A 21,884-nucleotide genomic window follows, 5' to 3' on the forward strand; every position below is an offset into this window, starting at 1 on the left:
AGCGGAGAGTGAGGCCGCTTCCGCCTGAGCGTCTCCCGGTCATGCCAGACTGCTGCATGCTGACAAAACAATTGGGTGCCTTCCTGGCTGCCGTGGGCGGGCTGCTGTTCGTGCTGCTGAATGCCGGCGGCCTGCCGGCTCCCTGGCCGTGGCTGCTGCGTGGGCTGGGAGCCCTGGCCTTCGCCTGGGCACTGTTCAGGCTGTCCCAGCCAGGCACCCTGCCTTCAGGGCGCCGTCCGGATGCCCGCAGCTGGCGGACGTACCTGCTCAGTGTGGGTCTGATGACGCTGGCGATTCCGCTGGGGGCGCGGGCGCTGAACCTCTCCGGCCACGGCAGATATACGGTGCTGTGGGTGGTACTGGTGGTGGGGCTGCACTTCTTCCCGTTCGCGTCGGCGTTCGGTGCGCCAGTGTTCCGCAGCGTGGCCGCAGGGCTGGTCGCTGCCGCCCTGCTGGGGGCCGGGCTGACTGCACTGGGCCTGCCGTGGGGACCGGCAGCGGGGGCAGTCGCCGCCGGATTTGTGCTGCTGGCCTACAGCGGCGGGCTGGGGCAGCCCAAATCGCTTCTCTCCTAAATCACCTGCCTCCTAAATCACCTCCCTGAACGCCACGCTCTGACTGCGGTTTTGCAGCTCGGAGCGCAGATATTGCAGCCGTGGGTGCTCCAGCCGGGGGTCGTTGGACAGGATGTGCTTGGCAAGCTGGCGGGCCTGCTCAATCACTTCGGCGTCGTTGGCGAGGTCGCCCAGGCGCAGGTCCGGAATGCCGCTCTGACGGGTGCCGCGAATCTCACCGGGGCCGCGCAGTTTCAGGTCGGCTTCGGCAATCACGAAGCCGTCGGTGCTGCCCTCGATAATCCGCAGGCGCTGCTCGGTCTTTTTGCTCATCTCGCCCGCAATCAGCACGCAGTAGCTCTGCAAGCTGCCGCGCCCTACCCGCCCGCGCAGCTGGTGCAACTGGCTGAGGCCGAAGCGCTCGGCGTTCTCAATTACCATGACCGTGGCGTTGGGCACGTCCACGCCCACCTCAATCACGGTGGTGCTGACGAGCAGGTCGAAGTCGTGGCGGCGGAACGAAGCCATGATGTCGTCCTTCTCCGCCGCCGTCATCTTGCCGTGCAGCAGGCCGATACGGGCCTCGGGCAGCATTTCGGCCAGGTTCTCGGCCAGCTCGGTGGCGGCCAGCAGCTCCAGATTTTCATTTTCTTCAATCAGGGCCGTGACCACGTAGGCTTGCCGTCCCTGACGAATCTGGCCCATCACGAAGCCGTAGGCCTGGGCGCGGTAGCCGTCCTGAATCAGCTTGGTTTCAATCGGGGTGCGGCCTGGGGGCAGTTCGTCAATGACGCTCAGTTCCAGGTCACCATAAGCCGTCAGTGCCAGGCTGCGCGGAATCGGGGTGGCGGACATCACCAGCACGTCGGGGCGGCTTGCCAGCAGTTTGCGGCGCTGCATCACGCCGAAGCGGTGTTCTTCGTCAATCACCGCCAAGCCCAGATTGTCCCACTGCACATTTTCCTGAATCAGCGCTTGGGTGCCCACCACGATATCCACCTCACCCAGCGCAATCCGGCCCTGCATGTCCAGCTTGGCCTTGGGGGTCATGGCCCCAATCAGCAGGCCCACCCGTACGTCCAGCGGTTCGAGATACTTGCAGAGGTTGGCGTAGTGCTGCCGCGCCAGAATCTCGGTGGGGGCCATCAGTGCGCCCTGGTAGCCGTCGCGCACGGCGAGGTAGAGGGCGCAGGCGGCCACGGCGGTCTTGCCGCTGCCCACGTCGCCCTGCACCAGCCGCGCCATCTGGCGGTCCGAGCGCATTTCCTCCACAATTTCCCCCAGCACCCGCCGCTGCGCTCCGGTGAAGTTGAAGGGCAGGTTGCCCTCAAATCGGTCGATGTCCTCGGGGTGCGCCTCGAATCTCTTGCCTTGCAGCACGGCTTCCTCGCCTTGCAGCAGCATCCGCAGTTCCAGAAACAGGTATTCGTCAAAGCGCAGCCGCGCCATCGCCCGCGAGAGCTGCCCCTCGTCGGCCGGAAAGTGAATGCCCTGTAGGGCGTCGGCCAGCGGGGTCAGGCCGTACTCGCGCCGCCAGTGCGCGGGCAGGTAATCGTCCAGCGGCGCCGCCTGAAGTGCCCGCCACGCCGCCCGCCGCAGGAACTCCTGGCTGATGCCTTCTTTGGCGTCGTACACGCCCACGATGCGCCCGGTGCTGAGGCTGCCTTCGGCACTGTCCAGGCTCTCCAGGTGTTCGGCGGCCAGCTGCGCGGTGCGCCCGAAGCGCTTGACCCGCCCGGTCACGATGACGCGGGCTCCCTCACGCAGCTGCCGCTCCATCCAGGGTTGGTTGAACCAGGTCGCCTTGACCCGGCCGCCTCCGGTTTCCAGAGTGGCTTCCAGAATGGTCATACGCGGCTTGGGCGTGCGCTTGAAGCGGCTGACCACCACCCCCTGCACGGTGACTTTCTGGCCCTCTTCCACATGGTCCAGGCTGGGCAGGGCGCGGCGGTCCTCGTGGCGATGCGGGTAGTAGTGCAGCAGGTCGCGCAGCTGGTGCAGGCCCAGCGATTTGAGCTTGCGCTCGCCGCCGCGCCCACTGTCCAGCCGTTCGATGGGAGCGTCGATGGGCAGCTGAGCGCCGGCCGGGGCAGGCGGCACGGTTTCCTTGATGGTTGCTTTGGGGACGCTGCGCCTGGTCTGCGCGGAAGGTGCTTTGCCGGCAGCCTTGGCGGCCAGCGCCTCCAGTGCCCGGCCCAGCGCCTGCTCGCGTTCGGGCACGCTCCAGCCTGCGTAGCCTTCCAGCATCTCGCGCACCTGCGGAAAAGGGTTTGCCAGTGGTCCGCGCAGCAGCCCCTCCAGCCCCCCGGCCACCACCCGGTTCTGACACCCGGATTTCAGTTCCAGGGTCAGGGGTTTGGTCAGGCGGTCGGCGAGTTCGGCAACGGTCGGCACGCGCAGCAGGCTAGCAAATGCGCCCGCGCCCGAAGGTGCTTTCCCGCCCAGGGCACGGCTCTGCAGCCAGCGGGCCGCCGCTCGGCTGCCCGGAAGCGGAGCCTGGCCGGAAGCGGGGCCTGGAAATGAGGATGAGGCCGGCGCCCCCGAGCCTTAGAATGCGGGCCTGAGAATTCGGGCCTTAGAATCGGACCTGGTGAGCGTGGCCGGTTCCACTCCGCCGCAGGTGCCCCCATGTCCCAGATTTTTCTCCGTTCCATCTGCACTTTCCCCGTCGAGCGCGGCCACGACCCCCTGGACGTGGAGCTGTGGGCGCAGATGTTCGAAGGCTGGTACCTGGAATATCTGCCCGAAGACCCGGCCAGCCGTGACGCCGCCGAGGCCATCGAGCTGGTGAGCCGCGAGGACCGCGACGAGGTGCGTAAAGGCGCGCTGATCTTCGCCCGCTGGCCGCAGTCCAGCCACCCGGTGCTGGCGCTGGTGAACCTCTCGCGGGACCGGCGGCTGGTCACGGTGCGGATTTTCGGTGCGCAGCTGACCGAGGTGCAGCAGCAGGCCGAGGCCGTGACTGCCCGCATGGTGAACGATGCCAGCCTCAAGGTGGGGCCGGGCACCCGCGTGAACATCGCTCTGGATGTGAACGGCCAGCGCATCGAGCTGACCAGTGGCCGGGTACGGGGGCGGCGGGGTGGGGCCGCCCGCAACTTTTACGAGAACAACAAGTACCCGCTGACCGTGACCCTGCTGATTCTGACCCTGGCGCTGTCGTTCGTGGTACTGACCATTCCTACCGGCCCCTACACGCCGGTGGGCAAGCTGTACGACCTCTCGGGCCGACTGCTCTCGGCGGTGATGTTCAACGCGCTGCTGCTGCTTTCGCAGTTCGTGTACTTCGCCCGGCACCGCCACGTGATCGAGTGGGAGCGGGCCTAGAGCCGCTATCTCAGCCCTGCTCAATGTCTTGCACTCGCTTCACTCGCCAAAAGATATATATCTTTTTGTCCAATGCTCCAGAAATCACAGCCCCAGGCGGCGTAGATAGTCCTCGCAGGTCTCCCACAGGTCCAGCGCCAAGCCGTCGTCCAGGGCGCCGGGTGCAGGAGCAGTCAGGCGGGACTGGGCCCAGTAGCCGCCGCTCTGCGGAAGCTCCGGAGCGCCCGCCAAAAAGACGCTGGTCCGGGCACCCTGCTCGGGGGTCAGGGCGAACAGGTCCACCACTTTCCACAGCGCCGCTTGCAGGCCGGCATTGTTGCTGTTAAAGCCGCTGCGGACCACGCCGGGATGCAGCGTGGCGGCCGTCAGCCAGGGCTCGCGGCGGGCCAGTTCGCGGGCAAACAGCACGTTTGCCAGCTTGGAAGCGTTGTAGGCGGGCCAGGACCGGTAGTTGCGCTTGTGTTCGGGGTCGCTCAGGTCCAGCCGGGCCATGCGGTGCGCGTCCGACGCCACCGTAATCACGCGGGGGTCGGCTGACCCGCGCAGCGTGGGCAGCAGCTCGCGGGTCAGCAAGAAGGGCGACAGGACGTTCAGCGCCCAGGTCATCTCCAGCCCCTCGCGGGTCTCCTGCCGGGGGGCGAAGATACCGCCGGCATTGTTGACCAGCACGTCGATGCGGGGTTCACGGCGGCGAATCTCGGCAGCGATGGCCGCCACCTCCCGCAGTTCGCTGAGGTCGGCGCGGTAGGCGGCCGCCGCCCCCACCTGACGCGCAGTGGCGGCCAGCTTCTGCCGGTTGCGGCCCAGCAGCAGCACGCGGGCGCCGCGCCCGGCCAGCTCGGCGGCGGTGGCCCGGCCGATGCCCTCGGTGGCGCCGGTAATCAGAATGGTCCGGCCGTTCAGGGGAGTGTGTCTGGTCATACCCCGCAGCATAGAGGTCCGCTGCGCCCGGCGGCCGTGACGCCCGTTATGCTGAGCCGGTGACCCCCCGCTTCCCCACGTCGGCGTATCTCCGTCCCCTGGCTTTTGGCCTGCTGGCCGGCGTGCTGCTGGCGGCGGCGGGGGTAGGCATCGGCTACCGGGGGTTTGGGGGGCTGGGCGCGCTGCTGCTGGTGGCGCTCAGCCCGCTGCTGGCGCTCTGGCGTCCGGGCCGCGCAGCGCTGTGGGCTGGGCTGGGGACAGTCGCGCTGCTGTACGGCGCGGCCCTGTTCACGCCGCTGGTGCCCCGTGCCCTGACAGCCCTGACCGAAGCCCAGGCCCCAGCTCCGGCCGACGCCATCATCGTGCTGGGTGGGGGCCTGAGCTGCGCCGAAGGTTCGCTGGAACCGGCCAGCGCGGCCCGCCTGAGCCGGGGCACCGACCTGTGGCGGGCCGGGTATGCGGACACGCTGGTGTTCAGCTCGCAGTCGGACGCGCTGACCCCGCCGGAATGCCCGCGCATGTCGGACCTGCAGGCCGCGCAGCTGCGCCGCTGGTTCGACCGGCCCCCGCGTATCCTGACCCTACGCGGCGTGACCGACACTGCCGACGAGGCCCGCCAGGCTGCCCGGCTGGAGGCCGAGTACGGCTGGCGGCGGGTGCTGCTGGTCACCAGTCCCTCGCACTCGGCCCGCGCCGCCGCGCTGTTTCGCCGCGAACTGTCGGCCGAAGTGCTGAGTGTGCCTGCCGAGGAGTGGCGCTTTTCGCTGAGTGGCGAAACGGCCCAGAGCCGCCTCGCAGGCCTGAACGTGGTGCTGTACGAGGCCCTGTCGCGGGTCAAGGCGCGGCTGCTGCGCTGAGCCGGCCAGGCCATGTCGGTTCGGCCGCCGCCCCCTTGGCCGGAGTGAAAATGGGTAAAAAGGTATGGCCCGGCGCTGCCGCCAGCAGTAGGAGGAGTGGCCTGCAGGTGGCTAGACTGCAGCATGGACCTAGACTGCAGCATGGACACTGTACCGACGGCCGCCGCTGGTCTAGGCCAGCTATATCTGGACGACCTGCGTGAGCGTTCGGCGCAGACCCGCCGCCTGGGTGAGCAGGCCCTGGCCCAGTTGGAGCCGGAAGATTGGCACCGCGTCTATATGCCGGGCGACAACTCGGCCGCCGTGCTGGTGCAGCACCTGGCCGGGAACATGCAGTCCCGCTGGGGCCTGCTGCGCAGCGGCTACCGCCCCGGCGTGGACGGTGAAGCCCCAGGCCGCGACCGGGACGCCGAATTTGTGGACCAGGGCCTTAGCCCGGCGCAGCTGTGGGAACGCTGGGACACGGCCTGGGCCACCTTCGAGGCGGCGCTCGCGGCCCTGGACCCGCAGGATCTTACCCGCTCGCTCGCCATTCGCAGCGAGCCGCACACTGTCCTGGGAGCCTTGCAGCGCCAGGCCATTCACAACAGCGGTCACGTCTATCAGCTGGTGATGCTGGCCAAATCTCTGCGGGGCAGCGACTGGCAGACGGCCAGCATCCCGCGTGGCGGTTCGCAGGCCCACAACCGCGAGCTGGCGCGCCGCTTTGAGGCAGGCGGTAGAGCAGAGGAGCCAGCGAGCTGAAAAAGGCGGGCAGCACTGCGCTCTGCCGTGCCGCCCGCTTTGCCAGGGTGTGCCTGCCGTGCTGCTCAGCCGGCCGCGCCGCCCCGCGTCCTCACCACACCGGCCAGCCGCTCGGCCACGTCCATAATCTCGGCCTGGTCGGGGCCTTCCACCATCACGCGAATCAGCTGCTCGGTGCCCGAGGGCCGCAGGTTCACCCGGCCACGTCCCGACAGGGCCGCTTCGGCTTCGCTCACGGCGGCCTGCACCTGGGCGTCGCTGGCAATCGCCTTTTTATCGGCCACCGGCACGTTGATCAGCGTCTGGGGGAACATCACCAGTTCGTCGTGCAGGTCATCCAGAGTGGTGCCGAGCGCCTTCATGCTGCTCAGGGTCAGCAGAGCCGTCAGCACGCCGTCGCCGGTAGGGGCCACATCCAGAAACAGCATGTGGCCGCTTTGCTCGCCGCCCAGGCTCAGGCCCTTGGACTTGAGGCGCTCATGCACGTAGCGGTCACCTACGGCGGTGCGTTCCAGGGCTTTGGCTTCCTCACGCAGCTTCACTTCCAGCGCCATGTTGGTCATGATGGTGGCTACCACGCTCTCCTCACGGCGGGCACGGGCGTTCAGCAGCAGCATGTGGTCGCCGTGAATCAGGTTGCCGCGTGAATCGACCAGCAGGGCGCGGTCGGCGTCCCCGTCAAAGGCAATGCCCAGGTCGTATTCGCCCTCGGCCACAATCAGGCGCAGGTGGTCCATGTGGGTGGAGCCGCAGCCCCGGTTGATGTTGCGGCCGTCGGGAGTGGTGTAGACGGCGAACACATCGGCCCCTGCCGCCTGAAACACTTTGGGCGCGATGCGGTATGCGGCACCGTTCGCGCAGTCCAGCGCAATTTTGAGGCCCGAGAGGTCCGGGGCATGTTCGCGCAGGAAGTTCAGGTAGATGCGCTCGGCCTCGGCATAGTTGGTGACGCTGCCCAGGTCCACGCCGGTCACGGGTGCCAGGCCGCCCACCTCGTCAATCATGGCCTCGATTTCCAGCTCGGTGGCGTCCAGCAACTTCTCGCCGTCAAAGCCGAAGAACTTGATGCCGTTATCGGCGGCTGGGTTGTGCGAGGCGCTGATGACCACGCCCGCGTCGGCGTTCAGGTAACGGGTCAGGTAGCTTACGCCGGGCGTGGGCAGCACGCCGAGGTGAATCACGCTGACCCCCCGGCTGGTCAGGCCGGCAGCCAGTGCAGCAGCCAGCATGTCACCACTCTGGCGGGTGTCCTTGCCGATGACCACGCTGGCGCGCTTGCCGGCGCGGCGGTTCAGCACTTCGCCGGCCGCCTGGCCCAGTTTGAGAACCCAGTCGGCCGTCAGTGGGGCCAGGCCGGCCACCGAACGCACTCCATCGGTGCCGAAATATTTCCGTTCACTCATGGGGGAGATGATACCTGCTTGCCGGCTGACCCCGCCGGAGGTCCGGATGAACTCCGCTTGTGAATTGTGCTCCCTGGCCCTGTTACAGGTCCGGCGCCCCCACGGCCAGCTCCATACTGGGCACCCCCGGCGATACCCAGGGGTTCCCGCGCACCACAAAGCGCCAGGGCAGATTGCGCCCTTCTTTGATGCCCACCCGCGCCGTGACCTGCACCTGCTCTGGCGGCAGCGGGCCGGTCCAGTCCAGGTACAGGTCTGGGCGGTTCACCGGGGTGTGGGCGACCACCTGCGGGTTCAGGCCCAGCGCGTATACCAGCTTGGCGGGGCCGTTGGTCAGGTCGCGTTCGCGGGTCACGGGCCGGTGCAGCAGCATCTGGCCTCTGCCTTCCAGCGGTTCCAGCGCCCGAATCAGCACGCTGGCGCTGACGCCCTGTTCGCGGCAGCTGACCTGCAGCAGCGGGTGGCCGTGCGCCGCCCAGAACAGCCAGTGCCCCGGCGCGATGCTCATCTCGGCGCTGCGGGCGGCGTGAAAGCGCCCGGCGGTACAGGCCGGGTCACGCAGGCAGTCGTAGGCCTCGGTCTCCACAATCCGGCCGGTCATGCGCTCGCCGTAGCGGTCCGTACAGACCAGCACGGCGCCCAGCAGTTCGCGGGCCACGGCGACCGGGTCGCGGGCGAAAAAGTCGGGGGCAAGGGCGGGCAGAAGCTTCAACCCTCGGTGCTGGCCCCAGGGCGCACCGTCCACTGCGGCTCAGGCTGAATCTCCTCGCTGATGGCCTTGCCACGCTCCAGGCCGCTGCTCGTTTCGGTTTGCAGCACGCGCAGGCTCATGCCCTCGGCGCAGTGAATCTGGCACGAGAGCCGGGCCACATTCAGCAACTCTTTTTCGGTCAACTTGTCGTATTCCGCAACCGTCATTTCGTCCGGTTCGCCTTCCAGAAACTCCACCCGGCAGGTGGTGCACTTCGCGACCCCACCGCAGCGGTGAAGGATGTCCACGCCGCCGCGTTCCAAAGCTGTGGTCAGACGCTCGCCTGACTTGGCTTCAATCTCGCCAAATCCTTCTACGGTCAGGGTGATGGGCTGCGCTTCCTGTTGAGCGATGACGGATTCAGTCATGAGGTTAAGATACGGCTTTCGCGCTCCGTAACCGCGTCAGGTGGTAGATATTGACCGCTGCACCGAACAGGTTCATGGCCGCAACCGGGTAGGCCCCGATTATCAGCCCGTACACCGTAAACAGCACGCAGCCGATCAGGTTGATGACCCGCAGCCGGCGCATGTCGCCCATCAGCAGCGAGATACCCACGAAGACGGAAGCGGCGTACCCCAGCCACTCGGAGAAGGGCAGATTCAAAAACACTCCGGTACTGTACGGCACGGCGCTGGGGCCTGCCAGAGGGACATCGCCGGTAAAGGAACCCCAAAAAAAGCACCCCGCAGGGTGCCCGGCTTGCCGGTAATGAACCGGTGCTGCCTATCAGAAGCTCAGTTGCCAGGGGTTCAGTCGGCCACGCTGACGCTGGTCTGCATGTTGCCCTTGGTGGCGCGGGAGTAGGGGCACACTTCCAGGGTTTCTTCCATCAGCTTTTGGGCCTGCTCGCGGTCCATGCCGGGGAAGCGGCCGACCAGGTGGGCGTTCAGCAGGAAGGACACGTCGTCTTTCTCCATGCCTACCGTGGCGGTGATGGAGCTGCCTTCGGGCAGCTGAATACCCTGGCGGCGGGCCACCAGGCCCATGGCGCCCTGAAAGCAGGCGCCGTAGCCGGCGGCGAACAGCTGCTCGGGGTTGGTGCCCTGTCCATCGTCGCCGCCCAGTGCTTTCGGCACGCTGAGGTCCAGCTGCAAGCGGCCGTCTTCGCTCTGAATAGTGCCGCCACGGGCGCCCTGGGTTTTGACCGTCGTCTCGTAAAGGTTAGCCATGAGCCGAGTCTAGCCGCTGCACCAGGCTGAGAGGGTGACAGAACCCCGAAGGAATGGGCAAAGAAAGGGAACCGGCTGATGGACCGGCGCGGGGCGGAGCACCCGCAGGGCCGGCACCAGAACAGCAAAACCGCCCCCGGAGCTGGGAGCGGTTAGGGGCTGCGGCTGGGGCTTCAGCCGGCGCTGACGCTGATCTCGGCTCCCTGTGTAGCGCGGGTGATAGGGCAGACCTTCAGGGTTTCGTCCAGCAGCGGTTGCAGCTGAGCAGCGTCCACGTCGCTGCCGCTCACGGTGAGGTACACCTTGAAATCGTAGGCGTCGCCGTTCTCGTAGAGTTCCAGCCGAGTCTGGACCTGGATGTCGGGCGACAGGCTCACTTCCCGGCGCTTGCTGACGATCCCCAGCGCAGCCAGAAAGCAGCTGGAGTAGCCGGCGGCCAGCAGCTGCTCGGGGTTGGTGCCGTCGCCGCCCTCGCCGCCCAGTTCAGTGGGCAGGCTCAGCGGCAGGTCAATGCGGCGGTCGTCGGTGGCAACCTGCTGACCAGGAGCGCCGTGGGCGGTAGCGGTGGCGGTATAGAGTTTTTGCATGTCTTCAGCCTAGGCCGCTGCTTGCGTACTGGGATACCGCCGAGCTTGCCCACTTCTTTACCAACTGCACCTCACCAACTGCATGCCAGGCGTAAAAAAACTGCCCGGCGTTCAGACCGGGCGGTGGGGGAGTGGCTAGGGGTGCTGAAATCAGCTGGCTGCGATTTCGGCCAGAGCGTCTTCGTCTTTGAGGGTAATCTTGCCGTAGCCAGCACTGATGACCCCGTCACGGCTGAGTTCACCGACCACTTTAGTCACCGTCTCGCGCACGCTGCCCACTGCGGCCGCCAGCTCGTCGTGGGTGGCATAGATCATGGTCTCGCCGCTGTCCAGTTCGGTGGCCAGGGCAGTGTCCTTGAGTTCCAGCAGCTCGGCGGCGATGCGGGCGCGCAGCCGCTTGCCCACCAGACGGAAGATGCTTTCATAAGCACGTTCCAGGGTGCGGACCAGGTGGCCGGTCACCATCAGGTTGTCTTCGCTGCTCATCAGGGCAGGGTTGATCACGTCCACGGCCGAGTCGGTCACGGCTTCGGCGAAGTAAGCGCGCTCGGTGCCGCTCAGGGCTTCTTCCCCGAAGTACTCGCCAGGCTTCACGTAGCGCAGGGTCAGGCCGTTGCCGTCGTCATCCATGGTGTGAATCCGGATCAGGCCGCTCTGAACGCGGTACAGCATGTCGCTGGGGCCGGGGTACAGAATGACGGAGCCGGGACGGTGGGTCACGGTATCCACGTAGTTGTCGCTCAGGGACTTGGTTTCGGACTCTTGGTTGTGGGTGAGTTGCGTCATGGGATGCCTCCTGCGACACCGCTTGAGAGAAGGAGTTAAAGGAAGTGGGACGCTCCCCGGCAGCCATTACTGCCAAACAGGAATCATTCCTATCACTGACCACAGTGTACACCTACATCACATTTTTGTAAACACTTTTGTTGTGCGAATAGAGCTTCATGGCACATTAACTATGTGTGATGAAGAATGTTTGGGGTCTCTCCATGTTAGATGACAGAACCGGCGCAATGTGATTCTCTGAACGTTTATCAAGGCCGTCTCTGCCCGCGGTGAAGGTTGCAGAGACTTGTCTGATGGGCTCGCGGCCTATTCTGCCGGACCTTCCTGGCAAGGTGACAGAGGCCACACAACGAAGCAGCCAGCCTAGCAAAAGCCCTGACAACAAATAAGGCCCCGGTATGCGGGGCCCTTTGCAGGTGGTGCTTCGTATGGGTGCCACGTATGGCGACAGACCAACTGGGGAACAGGGTGGGGCTGGCTGGGCCGCCCGGTTTACAGCTCGTCTTCCTTGCGGATAGGGAAGGCGCTGATGACCCGGTCCTTGTCGGACAGGTTGATGACCTTCACGCCCTGGGCATTGCGGCCGGTGACGCGCACTTCTTCTACGCGGGTGCGAATCACCAGGCCGCCCTGGGTCAGCACCATCAGTTCCTCGCCGCCGTCTACGCGGGCCAGGGTCACCAGCCGCCCGGTCTTTTCGGTCACGTCCAGCGTAATCACGCCCTGGCCGCCGCGTCCCTTGCTGGGGTAATCGCTGACAGGGGTGCGCTTGCCCAGGCCGTGCTCACTGATGGCGAGCAGTTCGCTTTCGGTGTCGGCGGGCACCAGTGCCATGCTGACCACCCGGTCGTCGCCCTTCAGGCGAATCCCGATGACGCCCTGGGTGGCGCGGCCGGTGTCGCGCACCTCGTCGGCCGCAAAGCGCATGGCCTTACCGCCACGGGTCGCCAGCACGATATCGCTGCCGTTCTTGACGATACCCACCGAAATCAGCTCGTCGTCCTCCTGCAGGTTGATGGCAATCAGCCCGGCCGAAGTGATGTTGCCGTAGTCGGTGATCAGGGTGCGCTTGACCATGCCGTTCTTGGTGGCAAAGACAAAGGAGCCTTCTTCCTCGAAGCCGCGGATGCTCTGCACCGAAGCGATGTTCTCGTCGTCGCGCAGTGAGGGCAGCAGGTTGCGAATATGCGAGCCTTTGGCGTCACGGGCGGCTTCGGGCAGGTCGTAGATTTTCTCGTGGAACAGCCGGCCCTGGTCCGTAAAGAACAGCATGTAGTCGTGTGTGGAGCCCACGAATACGCGGGTATTCACGTCTTCCTCGCGCAGCTTGCCGCCGCGTGAGCCGCGTCCTCCGCGCGACTGGGCACGGTAGGCGTCCAGCGTGGTGCGCTTAAGGTATCCGGCTTCGGTCATGGTGATCACCATGTCCTCCACAGCAATCAGGTCTTCCTTGGAGATGTCCTCTTCCAGCGCCGAGATGGTCGAGCGCCGCTCGTCGCCGTAGCGGTCACGAATCTCGCGGATTTCCTTTTTGATCTCGCGCCACAGCAGTTTTTCGTCGCCCAGGATGGCGCGCAGCTTGCCGATCAGGGTCTGCAGCTCGTCGAATTCGCTCATCAGCTTCTCGCGCTCCAGGCCCACCAGGCGCTGCAGGCGCATGTCCAGAATCGCCTGGGCCTGCGGTTCGCTCAGCTCGAAACGGGCCATCAGCGCGTCGCGGGCCTCGGCACCGGTGTTGCTGCCGCGAATCAGAGCAATCACCTCGTCGATGTGTCCCAGCGCCTTGATTAGACCTTCCAGGATGTGGGCGCGCTCCTCGGCCTTGCGCAGCTCGTACTGGGTCCGGCGGGTCACCACGTCGCGGCGGTGGTCCAGGAAGTAGCGCATGGTGTCGATCAGGGGCAGCACCCGTGGCTCACCATTCACGATGCTGAGGTTGATGACCGTAAAGGTGCTTTGCAGCTGGGTGTACTTGTACAGCTGGTTCAGGACCAGGGTAGGAATCGCGCCGCGCTTGAGCTCGATCACGATGCGCACCGGCTCTTTGCGGTCCGATTCGTCACGCAGGGCCGAGATGTCGGGAATCTTGCCCGCCTTGTACATGGCCGAGATGGTCTGAATCAGGTTGGTCTTGTTCACCTGATAAGGAATCTCGGAGATGATGATTTGCGAGCGGTTGTTCTTCTCTTCGATGCGGGCCTTGCCGCGCACCTTGAGGCTGGCGTGCCCGGTGGTGTAGGCGTCCTGAATGCCCTGCTTGGAGATACGCCCGCCGGTTGGGAAGTCCGGTCCCTGCACGTGCTCCATCATGTCCAGCAGGGTCATGTTCGGCTGGTCAATCAGGGCCAGCAGACCGTTGCAGATTTCAGTGAGGTTGTGCGGGGGGATGTTGGTCGCCATGCCCACGGCGATGCCCGAGGCCCCGTTGATCAGCAGGTTCGGCACGGCGGCCGGCAGCACGCTGGGCTCCTCGGTGGTCTCGTCATAGTTGGGCTTCATGACGATGGTTTCTTTTTCCAAGTCGGCCAGCAGTTCTTCGGCCAGTCGGGTCATGCGGGCTTCGGTGTAGCGCATGGCGGCGGGCGGGTCGCCGTCAATGGACCCGAAGTTGCCCTGCGGATGCACCATCGGGTAGCGCATGTTCCACCACTGGCCCAGGCGCACCATCGCGTCGTAAATCGAGGAGTCGCCGTGGGGGTGATACTTTTTCATCACTTCGCCCACCACGCTGGCCGACTTGGCGTGCTTGTGGTTGGCGTAGAGGCCTTCAAGCATCATCGCGTACATGATGCGGCGCTGCACGGGCTTGAGGCCGTCGCGCACGTCGGGCAGTGCGCGGTCCACAATCACGTTCATGGCGTAGTTGATGAAATTGGTCTTGACTTCGGACGTAATGTCCACAGGTTGGATTCCGGTCATGCAAACTCCAATTCTGGGCCAGGCCACTGGGCTCTAGGAGAGGTGGCCGGGCAGGAAAAGCGGGAAGGCGGTACCAGGCGCAGCTCCGGCAACTCCGGAGGCGTTGGTTATTCCGTAAAATTCTAACAGAATCCTATGAATTATGCTAGTAGCGTAATCGGCCGCCTTCAAAAAGTAGGCTGATTCTAGCGCACTTTGCCCCCTGCTGGGCGTGGACCGGGCCTCCGCAGGCCTGGCCCTGGGCGTACGGGGTGGGGGACGTGGGCGGGGCCGAGCAGCCCAGCTCCTGGTGGGTCAAGGCCCCCTGCCCGGCAGACGCAGACGTGACAACCATGACAGCTCCAGTTCACTATGATGAAAAGCAATGTTGAACGAACTCACACAACTGGTAGCGGATGTGGACGGTGCCTGGGCAGCCGCCATCGGGGGGTTGGACGGCCTGCTGGTTGAGGGGCACAGCGTCACCGAGGTGAGCCTGGACCTGCTGGTAGCCGAGCATGCGGGGCTGATGCGTGCCGTGAGCGACGCTTACGGCATGGTGGGCGGGGGTCAGCCCCGCGAACTGTACATTCGCGGCGAGACGCTGAGCGTGTTTGTGCAGCCCATCAATGCGGAGTTCTTCGTGCTGCTGGCGCTGGACGGCCGCGCCAATCTGGGACAGGCCCGGCTGTATGCCCGCGCGGCGGCAGGTCAGCTGGCAGGTGAGCTGTAATGGCTCCGCGTCTGGACGGCCTGCGTGAACTGCCTGGTGTCTCGGCCGCCGCGCTGGTGGGCCGCGACGGCCTGCCGCTGGCCGCGCTGGGTGAGGGAGCCGACCTGCTGGCCGCCGAGCTGACGGCGCTGCGCGGTTCGCTGGACCGCCTGGGCCGCCGCCTGGGCGTGGATGAGGTCTCGCGGCTGGCCCTGACCACCCCCACCCTGGAAGTGGTCGCGCTCGCTCAGGGCGACTACGTTCTGGGGGCCGCCCTGGTCCGCGGCATAGACACCTCCGCCGCTCTGCAGCGCCTGGCCGCGCTGATGGACGAGGTGCAGCGCAGTCTGCCGGCCGCTGAAGCCGGTGCAGACCAAGCAGGCAGCGTCAGTGCGAATGCTGGGGCCGCGCTGTGAGCGCCGCGCTGAACACCCTGCTGGAAGGGCGCGGTGTGCGCTCGGCAGTGCTGTACGGCGCACAGGGCGAGGTGCTGGGCTCGGCCGGCGGTGAGGATGCCACCGCCGGCCTGCTGACCCCGGCCCGCGCCATCGTGCAGACGCTGGAACAGACCCTGGGTGCCCAGGGCTGGAACGACCTGCTGCTGGACCTGGACACCGGCCCGGTGTTGCTGACTCCAGGACAGGACGGGCAGGTGCTGGCGGTGGCGTTCGACGATCTGTCCAGCCTGGGCCGTGTGCGCCTGAGCGTGCGGCGGGCGCTGGAAAGCCTGGCAGGCTGAGGTGCAATAGCAGATACGGTAGATACGCAGTAGAAGAGGGGCGGCCCGCAGGTCGCCCCCTTTCTCTATGCTCTTCCGGCTTCAGCGGCTCAGGTCAACGCCGCTGAGCAGTTCTGGTAGGGGAAAGGCCGCGATAGGCGTGCGGGTGCCACCCAGCGAGAACCACTCCTGGTCCACCATCTGCGCCTCAAACTGTTCGCGGTGCTCGGGCGAGAGGCGGCCCAGGGCACTGCTCGGTCCCATCTGGGTGCCGTGAGCGGCCAGCGCCGCTTTTTTCTGCGCGGCGTAAGCCGACACGTCCAGCCGCACGGCCGCCGTGCCTTCGCTGATGCCGTAGCGCTCGGGTTCCAGCTCGCGGGCCGAATCCATCATGTTCAGGTGGCGGGCCACCTCGCTGGAAAATACGGTGTAGTACAGCCGCTGCGGGCCGCCGTAGGGCAGGTGTCCGGTCGAGAAAAAGGCGCCTACAGCAGCGCGGTGCATTTGCAGGTGGTCCACGTGGCCGTAGCCGCCGTGCGGGTCGAAGGTGATGAGGACGTGGGGCCTGTGCTCCTCGATCAGGGCGCGCAGTTTGTCTTCGATATCCAGCACGTCCACATTCATCAGCGCCTGCGGGTCGTCATGCCGGGTGCGCTCGAAGCGGCCCGAGTCGTGGTAATTCAGCATGACCGGCGCCGGAATGCCGATGGCGGCGCAGGCGGCCCGCAGTTCGGCCTCGCGCTGCTGGCCCAGGTCGCTGACCGTCATGCTGGGGTCGGTGATTTTGCCCGCTTCGCCGCGTGTGGCGCAGACCAGGGTAATTTCGGCGCCGGCCTGGGCGTAGGCGGCCAGGGTGCCGGCCACGGCAAAGGCTTCGTCGTCGGGATGGGCAAAAATGGCCATGATGCGTGCGCCGGCGGCATTCAGATTGGAAAGGCCAGAAAAGGTCATGCCGGGCAGTGTACTGCCGATGCGGCCCAATTTCCCGGTGAAGCGGGCCTGCTTTCGGGTAAATTGCCCTTATGCCCAGAATTATTGCCATCACCTCGGAAAAAGGAGGCGTGGGGAAAAGCACGCTGGCCGTTCATCTGGCCGGGGCGCTCAGCGAGCGTGGTCTGGAAACGGTCCTGATTGACGAGGACGGCCGGGTAGGCAGTTCCCTGCGCTGGAGTCAGCGTGGGCCGGGACTGCCGTTTGCGGTGCTGGACCCGGACGACGTCAAGCCCAAGCGGCTGGCACGGCTGGACGCCGTCATCATCGACACCGAGGGCCGCCCGCGCCGCCGCGACCTGCGCGAGCTGGCCGGCCGCGCCGACCTGATTCTGGTGCCCAGTGGGGTTTCGCCGCTGGAGCTGGACGCCACCCAGGAACTGATGGGCTTCCTGGGGTCCGAGCCGGGAGCTGCCCGCCGCAGCATGGCTGTGCTGACCCGCGTGCCGCCAGTCGGCCACGCAGCCGACACCGCCCGCGAGGACCTGCGCGAGCTGGGAATTCGGGTGGCGAACACGGCGGTGCGCCAGTACGCGGCCTACCAGAAAGCCGCTGAGCAGGGCGTGCTGTGCCGCGACGTGCGTGATGAGCGCGCCGCCGCCGCCTGGGCCGACCTGTTGGCCCTGTCGCGAGAGGTGATTTGATGGCGCGGTTCGGGTATCTGGAAGGCAAGGACGCGAAAAAGGCTGCCAAGAAAGCCAGGAAACTGGAAAAGGCCGCCAGCGCGGGCAAAAAGGCGGACGAACGCCGCCGCAGCCACGCCGAAGAGGGTTCCGGCAAGGTGGAAGTGGTCTATGTGCGCCGCGAGACCATCCGGGCCGCCTGGCGAGAGCTGAAGGCCGAAGGCGGCGAGAGCCTGAGTGAGCTGGTGGACGACCTGTTGCTGGGTTGGCTGCAGGAGCGCCAGGTCGAGCGTGCCGGAAGCGCCGCGCCGCTGGAGGACAGCGACTAGATGGGGCCTGCCCCTGCTGCGGGGATTCCCCCGGTGGGCCGCTACGCCCCCAGTCCCACCGGAGCGCTGCACCTGGGCAATATCCGCACCGCGCTGCTGGCCTGGCTGCACAGCCGCGCTCTGGGCGGGCGGCACCTGCTGCGCTTCGAGGACCTGGACACGGGCCGGGTGCGCCCCTGGGGTTACGACGTGACCCGCCGTGACTTGGAATGGCTGGGCCTGGACTGGGACGCCGAATACCGCCAGTCGGAGCGGCTGCCCCTATATGCGGCAGCACTGGCGCAGCTGGACACCTACCCCTGCACCTGTACCCGGCGCGAGATTCAGGTGGCCGTGCAGGAGGCGGCCGGGGCGCCGCACGGAGCCGAGCCGGTGTATCCCGGCACCTGCCGGCCCACCTCCGACCGGAGGCCCTCTGGTGCTCCGCCCCCCGGACGACCCGCTGCCGAGCGCTGGCGGGTGCCGCCGGAGCGGGTCTGCGTGCAGGATTGCCTGACCCATGAGCTGCTGTGCCAGTCGCTGCCAGGCGAGGTGGGTGATTTCGTGCTGCGGCGGGGCGACGGCGCGTATGCCTACCACCTGGCCGTAGTGGTGGACGACGCGGCAATGGGCGTCACCGACGTGGTGCGCGGCGCGGACCTGTGGCCCGCCACCCCCCGGCAGGTGGCCTTGCAGCAGGCCCTGGGCTATCCGCAGCCCGCCTACTGGCACGTGCCGCTGATGACCGACTACCGGGGCGAGCGCCTGGCCAAGCGGGGAGGGGCGCCCTCGCTGCGTGACCTGCGTGAAGCAGGCGCGGCGACGCCCGGCCGCGTGCTGGCCGACCTGGCCCGCTCACTGAGCTGGGCCACGCCGCCGGAGGTGAGCGCTGCCGAGCTATTGCCGCTGTGGCGCACTTATGCAGGGCCAAGCAGACAGGGAGCAGAGCAAGCCGGCGCTATGCTGCGCCCATGAACTTCCTGCTGAACCTGTTCGTAAGTGCGCTGGCGCTGTACGCCGTCAGCCAGCTGTACAGCGGGGTGCACTTCGCGCCCGGGGCCGGGGCGCTGGACATCGCCCTAGCGGCGCTGGTGCTGGGCCTGGTCAACGCCCTGATTCGCCCGGTGCTGGGCCTACTGTCGCTGCCCATCACATTGCTGACGCTGGGACTGTTCGCGCTGGTCCTGAATGGGTTGATGCTGTGGCTGACCGCCCAGTTCACCGCGCTGGATGTGGACGGGCTGGGTGCAGCCGTGGTGGGTGCCCTGCTGCTGAGTGCCGTGACCTGGGTGCTGAATGCCGTGACCGGCGCGCTCGGCGCAGGCAGGGAGCACCGCTGATGCCCGCTCTGCAGACTGTGACCACTCCCGCCGAACTGCGCTCCGCTCTGGCTGAAGCGCGCCGCCAGGGCCAGAGCGTGGGGCTGGTGCCCACCATGGGCTTCCTGCACGAGGGGCACGCCACGCTTATCCGCCGCTCGGCCGCCGAGAACGCTCTGACCGTGGTCAGCGTATTCGTGAACCCCACCCAGTTCGCCCCCACCGAGGACCTGGCGGCCTATCCCCGTGACCTGGCCCGCGACCAAACGGTGGCGCAGGAAGCCGGCGCAGCGCTGCTGTTTCATCCGCAGCCGCAGGACATGTACCCCCCAGGCCACGCCACCTCGGTCAGTGTGGCGGGGCTCAGTACACGGGTAGAGGGTGCTTCGCGGCCCGGCCACTTTGACGGGGTGGCAACCGTGGTGCTCAAGCTGCTGAATCTGGTGCAGCCCACCCGCGCCTATTTCGGGGAAAAGGACTGGCAGCAACTGGCGGTGGTGCGCCGCATGGCTGCCGACCTTTTTCTGAATACGGAAGTGGTGGGTGTGCCCACCGTGCGGGCGCAGAGCGGACTGGCACTCAGCAGCCGCAACAGCTACCTCAGCGCTGAGAGGCAGGCTCAGGCGGCTGTCGTTTCGCGGGCGCTGCGGGCCGTTCAGGCCGCCTATGCGGGCGGTGAACAGGACGCGCAGGCGCTGCTCGCGGCCGGCCACGCCGTGCTGGCGCAGGAGCCGGTGGACCTTGACTATCTGCACCTGCTGGACGCCGAACTGCAGCCGCTGCAAGGCCAGCTGACCCCCCAGCAGGCGGCCCAGGCCCGGCTGGTGTTTGCAGGGCGCCTGCACGCGGTCCGCCTGATTGACAATATGCCGCTGGTGCCGGGGGAACAGGTGCAGCAGGGGCCGACTCCAGGTGCTCCTCTTTGAGGTTGCTGCTGCGGCATACTGAATGGTGACCGCCTCCACATACGCTGTTGGCGGCCTTTCAAGGAGTCCCATGATTCGAATTGATGAGCTGCTGATAGAGATGATCAATGCCGGTGCCAGCGATGTGCACCTGCAAGCCGGAAGCCCCCCGATGGGCCGCATTCATGGGGAACTGGTTCAGTTTGGGTCCAAGGTGCTGCGCCCTGACGACACCGCCGCCTACGCCCAGGCCCTGCTCAGCGCAGTGCAGTGGGAAGATTTCGAGTTCCGCAACGAGCTGGACTCGGCCTACAGCCTGGCGGGGCACGGGCGCTTCCGGGTCAACGTCTTCCGGCAGCGCGGCTCGGTGGGCATCGTGATGCGGGTGGTGCGCGACCAGATTCCCGACTTCGAGACGCTGGGCCTGCCCGAAACGGTGATGCGGGCGATGGCCGAGTCTCCGCGTGGCCTGATTCTGGTGACCGGCCCCACCGGCTCTGGCAAGAGCACCACCCTGGCCAGCGTGGTGGACCACATCAACCGCACCTACGCCAAGCACATCATCACGGTGGAAGACCCTATCGAAATCATGCACCGCAACCGCAAATCCATCGTGGTGCAGCGTGAAGTGGGCGTGGATACCCGCGATTTCCGCACCGCGCTCAAGTACGCCATGCGCCAGGACCCCGACGTCATCATGATTGGCGAGATGCGCGACAAGGAAACGGTCGAAGCGGCCCTGACAGCGGCCCAGACCGGGCACCTGGTCCTCAGTACGCTGCATACCCAAGACGCCCTACGCACCATCAACCGCATCATCGACTTTTTCCAGCCGCATGAGCGCGGCGAAATCCGTACCCTGTTCGCCGAGTCGCTGGTGGGCATCGTGTCGCAGCGCCTGCTGCGCCGCGCAGACGGCAAAGGCCGCGCACTGGGCACCGAAATTTTGCTGAGCACGCCGCTGGTGGTCGAATCCATCAAGGACGAGGACAAGACTCCGCTGATCAAGGACGCCATGCTGGAAGACAACCTGCGCGGCATGGTGACCTTCGACAAGCATCTGGCGCAGCTGTACATGCAGGGCATCATCAGTATGGAAGAGGGCCTGGAAGCGGCCACCAGCCCGCACGAATTCAAGCTGCTGATCACCAAGGCCGACTACGAGGCCGAGCAGGCCGGCGGAGAAGAGCCTATGCAGGTGCGGAGCAGCAGTTTCGGCCGCCAGGGGGGCGCCTCCACTTCCTCCACTTCCTTTGGCCGGCGCTGAGGGCCGCCAGCCGCGCCAGCTGTATTCCGGTTTCATCGGTGTTGTTTCATCTGTGTTCCGGAGCCAAGGGTCCGCCCGCTATAGTGGAGTGCTATGACAGGACCCAAAATTTCGATTACCCAGCGCGGTTACGACCGCCTCAAAGAAACCCTGCACCACCTCAAGACCACCCGCCGTGAGCAGATCAGCGAGAACATGGGCCGCGCCATTGAGGACGGAGACCTGCGTGAAAGTGCCGCCTACGACGAGGCCCGCATGGAGCAGAGCGAAAACGAGGCCCGTATCCGCGACCTGGAAGACCAGCTGGAACGCGCCGTCATCGTGGAAGAAGATGCCGGCGGCGGTGCCGGCCTGGGTGCCAAGGTCAAGGTCCGCAGCGGCAAGACCGAGCGCACCTTCGAGCTGGTGGGCACTTTCGAGGCCGACGTGCGGGCCGGCAAGGTCAGCGACGCCAGCCCCATCGGCCAGGCGCTGCTGGGAGCCCGTGAAGGTGCCAAGGTGAAAGTGCCCGGCCCCAAGGGCGACATGGAATTCGAGGTGCTGGAAGTCACCTACGAGTAACACCAGTGCTCTCCGCCCTGCCCGCCGCCGGCTCAGCTGTGGCGGGCGGCTTTTTATTTGCCTGCGCCGCTGAGCCGATGCCCAGAGTTGCCCAGAGAAAGCCGAGTCGGGCGGTGCGGCTGAGGGGCGGTCGTTCCCCGCTGCCGCACGGTGACAGCCCTTTGAGGCACCTGTAGAAGTGTCCAGGTGACCGACCTGCCCGACCTGCTGTGGTGGAGCCGTGGAGCCGGCACTACTGGCCGGGTTTGTCCCGGCAAAGGGGAGGGGAGGCGCAGAGGGGGCACGCCAGCGCAAGCAGGCCGGTCCAGAGGTCCGTATGCCCTGAGACCGACCTGCGGCGTCTGCCGTCTGCGGGCTGTCTGCCGCCTGTGGCCTGTCTGCTGGCTGCGGCCTGTGCCCTGCCTGACAGTGAATGCTCTAAGCTGTCCCGCAGGTTCGCTGCGCCGGACCACATTTTGCTTTCCTTTACCGCCCAGTTTGC

At 66.4% G+C, this 21,884-nt stretch carries 25 protein-coding genes; 14 read left to right on the top strand and 11 right to left on the bottom strand.

What is annotated here, in order from left to right; all coding sequences use genetic code 11:
* Positions 1–56: 56 nt before the first annotated feature.
* Complete coding sequence (locus DEIPR_RS04125) at positions 57–575, top strand: hypothetical protein (RefSeq protein ID WP_013614570.1); 519 nt, start codon at positions 57–59, stop codon at positions 573–575.
* Positions 576–587: 12 nt separating this feature from the next.
* Here the strand turns inward: DEIPR_RS04125 and recG are convergent, their stop codons facing one another.
* Positions 588–2,948 (bottom strand): ATP-dependent DNA helicase RecG, encoded by a 2,361-nt coding sequence (recG, locus tag DEIPR_RS04130; RefSeq protein WP_013614571.1) that lies wholly within the window; start codon positions 2,946–2,948, stop codon positions 588–590.
* Positions 2,949–3,182: 234 nt separating this feature from the next.
* Between recG and DEIPR_RS04135 the strand changes: the two genes are divergently transcribed.
* Positions 3,183–3,881, top strand: coding sequence for a hypothetical protein (locus DEIPR_RS04135; protein WP_013614572.1), 699 nt, complete (start codon positions 3,183–3,185; stop codon positions 3,879–3,881).
* A gap of 84 nt (positions 3,882–3,965) precedes the next feature.
* Here DEIPR_RS04135 and DEIPR_RS04140 read toward each other — a convergent pair whose 3' ends face one another.
* Positions 3,966–4,802 carry an SDR family oxidoreductase gene (locus tag DEIPR_RS04140; protein ID WP_245532721.1) on the bottom strand — a complete coding sequence of 279 codons (837 nt, stop codon included), beginning with the start codon at positions 4,800–4,802 and terminating at the stop codon, positions 3,966–3,968.
* Positions 4,803–4,861: 59 nt separating this feature from the next.
* On the opposite strand from DEIPR_RS04140, the gene DEIPR_RS04145 reads away from it, so the two are divergent.
* Together DEIPR_RS04145 and DEIPR_RS04150 are read left to right on the top strand one after the other, a co-directional pair.
* Positions 4,862–5,659 carry a YdcF family protein gene (locus DEIPR_RS04145; protein ID WP_013614574.1) on the top strand — a complete coding sequence of 266 codons (798 nt, stop codon included), beginning with the start codon at positions 4,862–4,864 and terminating at the stop codon, positions 5,657–5,659.
* A 141-nt stretch (positions 5,660–5,800) separates the two neighbouring features.
* Positions 5,801–6,403, top strand: coding sequence for a DUF1572 family protein (locus tag DEIPR_RS04150; protein ID WP_148231773.1), 603 nt, complete (start codon positions 5,801–5,803; stop codon positions 6,401–6,403).
* A 65-nt stretch (positions 6,404–6,468) separates the two neighbouring features.
* Here DEIPR_RS04150 and glmM read toward each other — a convergent pair whose 3' ends face one another.
* The 8 genes from glmM to gyrA form a co-directional block, all read right to left on the bottom strand.
* A complete protein-coding gene (gene glmM, locus DEIPR_RS04155; RefSeq protein ID WP_013614576.1) occupies positions 6,469–7,806 on the bottom strand; it encodes a phosphoglucosamine mutase in 1,338 nt (445 codons plus the stop codon).
* A gap of 82 nt (positions 7,807–7,888) precedes the next feature.
* The gene (locus tag DEIPR_RS04160) at positions 7,889–8,518 is read right to left on the bottom strand and encodes a DNA-3-methyladenine glycosylase (protein ID WP_013614577.1); all 630 of its coding nucleotides are present in this window, start codon (positions 8,516–8,518) and stop codon (positions 7,889–7,891) included.
* Positions 8,515–8,925, bottom strand: coding sequence for a 2Fe-2S iron-sulfur cluster-binding protein (locus DEIPR_RS04165; protein ID WP_013614578.1), 411 nt, complete (start codon positions 8,923–8,925; stop codon positions 8,515–8,517). The genes DEIPR_RS04160 and DEIPR_RS04165 overlap by 4 nt, the downstream gene beginning before the upstream one ends.
* 4 nt (positions 8,926–8,929) lie before the next feature.
* Positions 8,930–9,169 carry a YgjV family protein gene (locus DEIPR_RS04170; protein ID WP_049775063.1) on the bottom strand — a complete coding sequence of 80 codons (240 nt, stop codon included), beginning with the start codon at positions 9,167–9,169 and terminating at the stop codon, positions 8,930–8,932.
* A gap of 140 nt (positions 9,170–9,309) precedes the next feature.
* Complete coding sequence (locus tag DEIPR_RS04175) at positions 9,310–9,729, bottom strand: organic hydroperoxide resistance protein (protein ID WP_013614580.1); 420 nt, start codon at positions 9,727–9,729, stop codon at positions 9,310–9,312.
* A gap of 173 nt (positions 9,730–9,902) precedes the next feature.
* Entirely contained in the window at positions 9,903–10,316 is a 414-nt protein-coding gene (locus DEIPR_RS04180) for an Ohr family peroxiredoxin (protein ID WP_013614581.1), read from the bottom strand.
* A 150-nt stretch (positions 10,317–10,466) separates the two neighbouring features.
* A complete protein-coding gene (locus DEIPR_RS04185; protein ID WP_013614582.1) occupies positions 10,467–11,102 on the bottom strand; it encodes a helix-turn-helix domain-containing protein in 636 nt (211 codons plus the stop codon).
* Positions 11,103–11,594: 492 nt separating this feature from the next.
* Positions 11,595–14,021 (bottom strand): DNA gyrase subunit A, encoded by a 2,427-nt coding sequence (gyrA, locus tag DEIPR_RS04190; protein ID WP_013614583.1) that lies wholly within the window; start codon positions 14,019–14,021, stop codon positions 11,595–11,597.
* 364 nt (positions 14,022–14,385) lie between these two features.
* On the opposite strand from gyrA, the gene DEIPR_RS04195 reads away from it, so the two are divergent.
* The 3 genes from DEIPR_RS04195 to DEIPR_RS04205 are packed head-to-tail and all read left to right on the top strand — an operon-like array spanning position 14,386 to position 15,451.
* On the top strand, positions 14,386–14,733 hold the full coding sequence (locus DEIPR_RS04195; RefSeq protein ID WP_013614584.1) for a roadblock/LC7 domain-containing protein: 348 nt from the start codon (positions 14,386–14,388) through the stop codon (positions 14,731–14,733).
* Positions 14,733–15,128 carry a roadblock/LC7 domain-containing protein gene (locus tag DEIPR_RS04200; protein ID WP_013614585.1) on the top strand — a complete coding sequence of 132 codons (396 nt, stop codon included), beginning with the start codon at positions 14,733–14,735 and terminating at the stop codon, positions 15,126–15,128. Before DEIPR_RS04195 ends, DEIPR_RS04200 begins: the two co-directional genes overlap by 1 nt.
* On the top strand, positions 15,125–15,451 hold the full coding sequence (locus DEIPR_RS04205; protein ID WP_013614586.1) for a roadblock/LC7 domain-containing protein: 327 nt from the start codon (positions 15,125–15,127) through the stop codon (positions 15,449–15,451). The genes DEIPR_RS04200 and DEIPR_RS04205 overlap by 4 nt, the downstream gene beginning before the upstream one ends.
* A gap of 81 nt (positions 15,452–15,532) precedes the next feature.
* On the opposite strand, the gene DEIPR_RS04210 is transcribed toward DEIPR_RS04205, so the two are convergent.
* Entirely contained in the window at positions 15,533–16,381 is an 849-nt protein-coding gene (locus DEIPR_RS04210; RefSeq protein WP_013614587.1) for a PIG-L deacetylase family protein, read from the bottom strand.
* Between the two features lie 71 nt (positions 16,382–16,452).
* Here DEIPR_RS04210 and DEIPR_RS04215 point away from each other — a divergent pair, with 71 nt between their 5' ends.
* The 7 genes from DEIPR_RS04215 (at position 16,453) to greA (ending at position 21,403) form a co-directional block, all read left to right on the top strand.
* Positions 16,453–17,064 carry a ParA family protein gene (locus DEIPR_RS04215; protein ID WP_013614588.1) on the top strand — a complete coding sequence of 204 codons (612 nt, stop codon included), beginning with the start codon at positions 16,453–16,455 and terminating at the stop codon, positions 17,062–17,064.
* Complete coding sequence (locus DEIPR_RS04220) at positions 17,064–17,372, top strand: hypothetical protein (RefSeq protein ID WP_013614589.1); 309 nt, start codon at positions 17,064–17,066, stop codon at positions 17,370–17,372. The genes DEIPR_RS04215 and DEIPR_RS04220 overlap by 1 nt, the downstream gene beginning before the upstream one ends.
* Positions 17,373–18,326, top strand: coding sequence for a tRNA glutamyl-Q(34) synthetase GluQRS (gene gluQRS, locus DEIPR_RS04225; RefSeq protein WP_013614590.1), 954 nt, complete (start codon positions 17,373–17,375; stop codon positions 18,324–18,326).
* Positions 18,323–18,691 (top strand): phage holin family protein, encoded by a 369-nt coding sequence (locus tag DEIPR_RS04230; RefSeq protein ID WP_013614591.1) that lies wholly within the window; start codon positions 18,323–18,325, stop codon positions 18,689–18,691. The genes gluQRS and DEIPR_RS04230 overlap by 4 nt, the downstream gene beginning before the upstream one ends.
* Positions 18,691–19,596, top strand: coding sequence for a pantoate--beta-alanine ligase (gene panC, locus DEIPR_RS04235; RefSeq protein WP_013614592.1), 906 nt, complete (start codon positions 18,691–18,693; stop codon positions 19,594–19,596). The genes DEIPR_RS04230 and panC overlap by 1 nt, the downstream gene beginning before the upstream one ends.
* Positions 19,597–19,669: 73 nt before the next feature.
* Positions 19,670–20,842, top strand: coding sequence for a type IV pilus twitching motility protein PilT (locus DEIPR_RS04240; protein WP_148231883.1), 1,173 nt, complete (start codon positions 19,670–19,672; stop codon positions 20,840–20,842).
* A gap of 93 nt (positions 20,843–20,935) precedes the next feature.
* On the top strand, positions 20,936–21,403 hold the full coding sequence (gene greA, locus DEIPR_RS04245; protein ID WP_013614594.1) for a transcription elongation factor GreA: 468 nt from the start codon (positions 20,936–20,938) through the stop codon (positions 21,401–21,403).
* Positions 21,404–21,884: the final 481 nt, after the last annotated feature.

The sequence above is a fragment of the Deinococcus proteolyticus MRP genome (genome assembly GCF_000190555.1).
GTDB classification, from domain to species: domain Bacteria; phylum Deinococcota; class Deinococci; order Deinococcales; family Deinococcaceae; genus Deinococcus; species Deinococcus proteolyticus.

What these genes read in the sequence shown, in the direction of transcription:
- DEIPR_RS04125 (WP_013614570.1), top strand. Translation starts at nt 57, where the DNA reads ATGCTGACAAAACAATTGGGTGCCTTCCTGGCTGCCGTGGGCGGGCTG.
- DEIPR_RS04135 (WP_013614572.1), top strand. Translation starts at nt 3,183, where the DNA reads ATGTCCCAGATTTTTCTCCGTTCCATCTGCACTTTCCCCGTCGAGCGC.
- DEIPR_RS04140 (WP_245532721.1), bottom strand. Translation starts at nt 4,802, where the DNA reads ATGACCAGACACACTCCCCTGAACGGCCGGACCATTCTGATTACCGGC.
- DEIPR_RS04150 (WP_148231773.1), top strand. Translation starts at nt 5,801, where the DNA reads ATGGACACTGTACCGACGGCCGCCGCTGGTCTAGGCCAGCTATATCTG.
- glmM (WP_013614576.1), bottom strand. Translation starts at nt 7,806, where the DNA reads ATGAGTGAACGGAAATATTTCGGCACCGATGGAGTGCGTTCGGTGGCC.
- DEIPR_RS04165 (WP_013614578.1), bottom strand. Translation starts at nt 8,925, where the DNA reads ATGACTGAATCCGTCATCGCTCAACAGGAAGCGCAGCCCATCACCCTG.
- DEIPR_RS04175 (WP_013614580.1), bottom strand. Translation starts at nt 9,729, where the DNA reads ATGGCTAACCTTTACGAGACGACGGTCAAAACCCAGGGCGCCCGTGGC.
- DEIPR_RS04180 (WP_013614581.1), bottom strand. Translation starts at nt 10,316, where the DNA reads ATGCAAAAACTCTATACCGCCACCGCTACCGCCCACGGCGCTCCTGGT.
- DEIPR_RS04185 (WP_013614582.1), bottom strand. Translation starts at nt 11,102, where the DNA reads ATGACGCAACTCACCCACAACCAAGAGTCCGAAACCAAGTCCCTGAGC.
- gyrA (WP_013614583.1), bottom strand. Translation starts at nt 14,021, where the DNA reads ATGACCGGAATCCAACCTGTGGACATTACGTCCGAAGTCAAGACCAAT.
- DEIPR_RS04195 (WP_013614584.1), top strand. Translation starts at nt 14,386, where the DNA reads ATGTTGAACGAACTCACACAACTGGTAGCGGATGTGGACGGTGCCTGG.
- DEIPR_RS04200 (WP_013614585.1), top strand. Translation starts at nt 14,733, where the DNA reads ATGGCTCCGCGTCTGGACGGCCTGCGTGAACTGCCTGGTGTCTCGGCC.
- DEIPR_RS04210 (WP_013614587.1), bottom strand. Translation starts at nt 16,381, where the DNA reads ATGACCTTTTCTGGCCTTTCCAATCTGAATGCCGCCGGCGCACGCATC.
- DEIPR_RS04215 (WP_013614588.1), top strand. Translation starts at nt 16,453, where the DNA reads ATGCCCAGAATTATTGCCATCACCTCGGAAAAAGGAGGCGTGGGGAAA.
- DEIPR_RS04220 (WP_013614589.1), top strand. Translation starts at nt 17,064, where the DNA reads ATGGCGCGGTTCGGGTATCTGGAAGGCAAGGACGCGAAAAAGGCTGCC.
- gluQRS (WP_013614590.1), top strand. Translation starts at nt 17,373, where the DNA reads ATGGGGCCTGCCCCTGCTGCGGGGATTCCCCCGGTGGGCCGCTACGCC.
- DEIPR_RS04230 (WP_013614591.1), top strand. Translation starts at nt 18,323, where the DNA reads ATGAACTTCCTGCTGAACCTGTTCGTAAGTGCGCTGGCGCTGTACGCC.
- panC (WP_013614592.1), top strand. Translation starts at nt 18,691, where the DNA reads ATGCCCGCTCTGCAGACTGTGACCACTCCCGCCGAACTGCGCTCCGCT.
- greA (WP_013614594.1), top strand. Translation starts at nt 20,936, where the DNA reads ATGACAGGACCCAAAATTTCGATTACCCAGCGCGGTTACGACCGCCTC.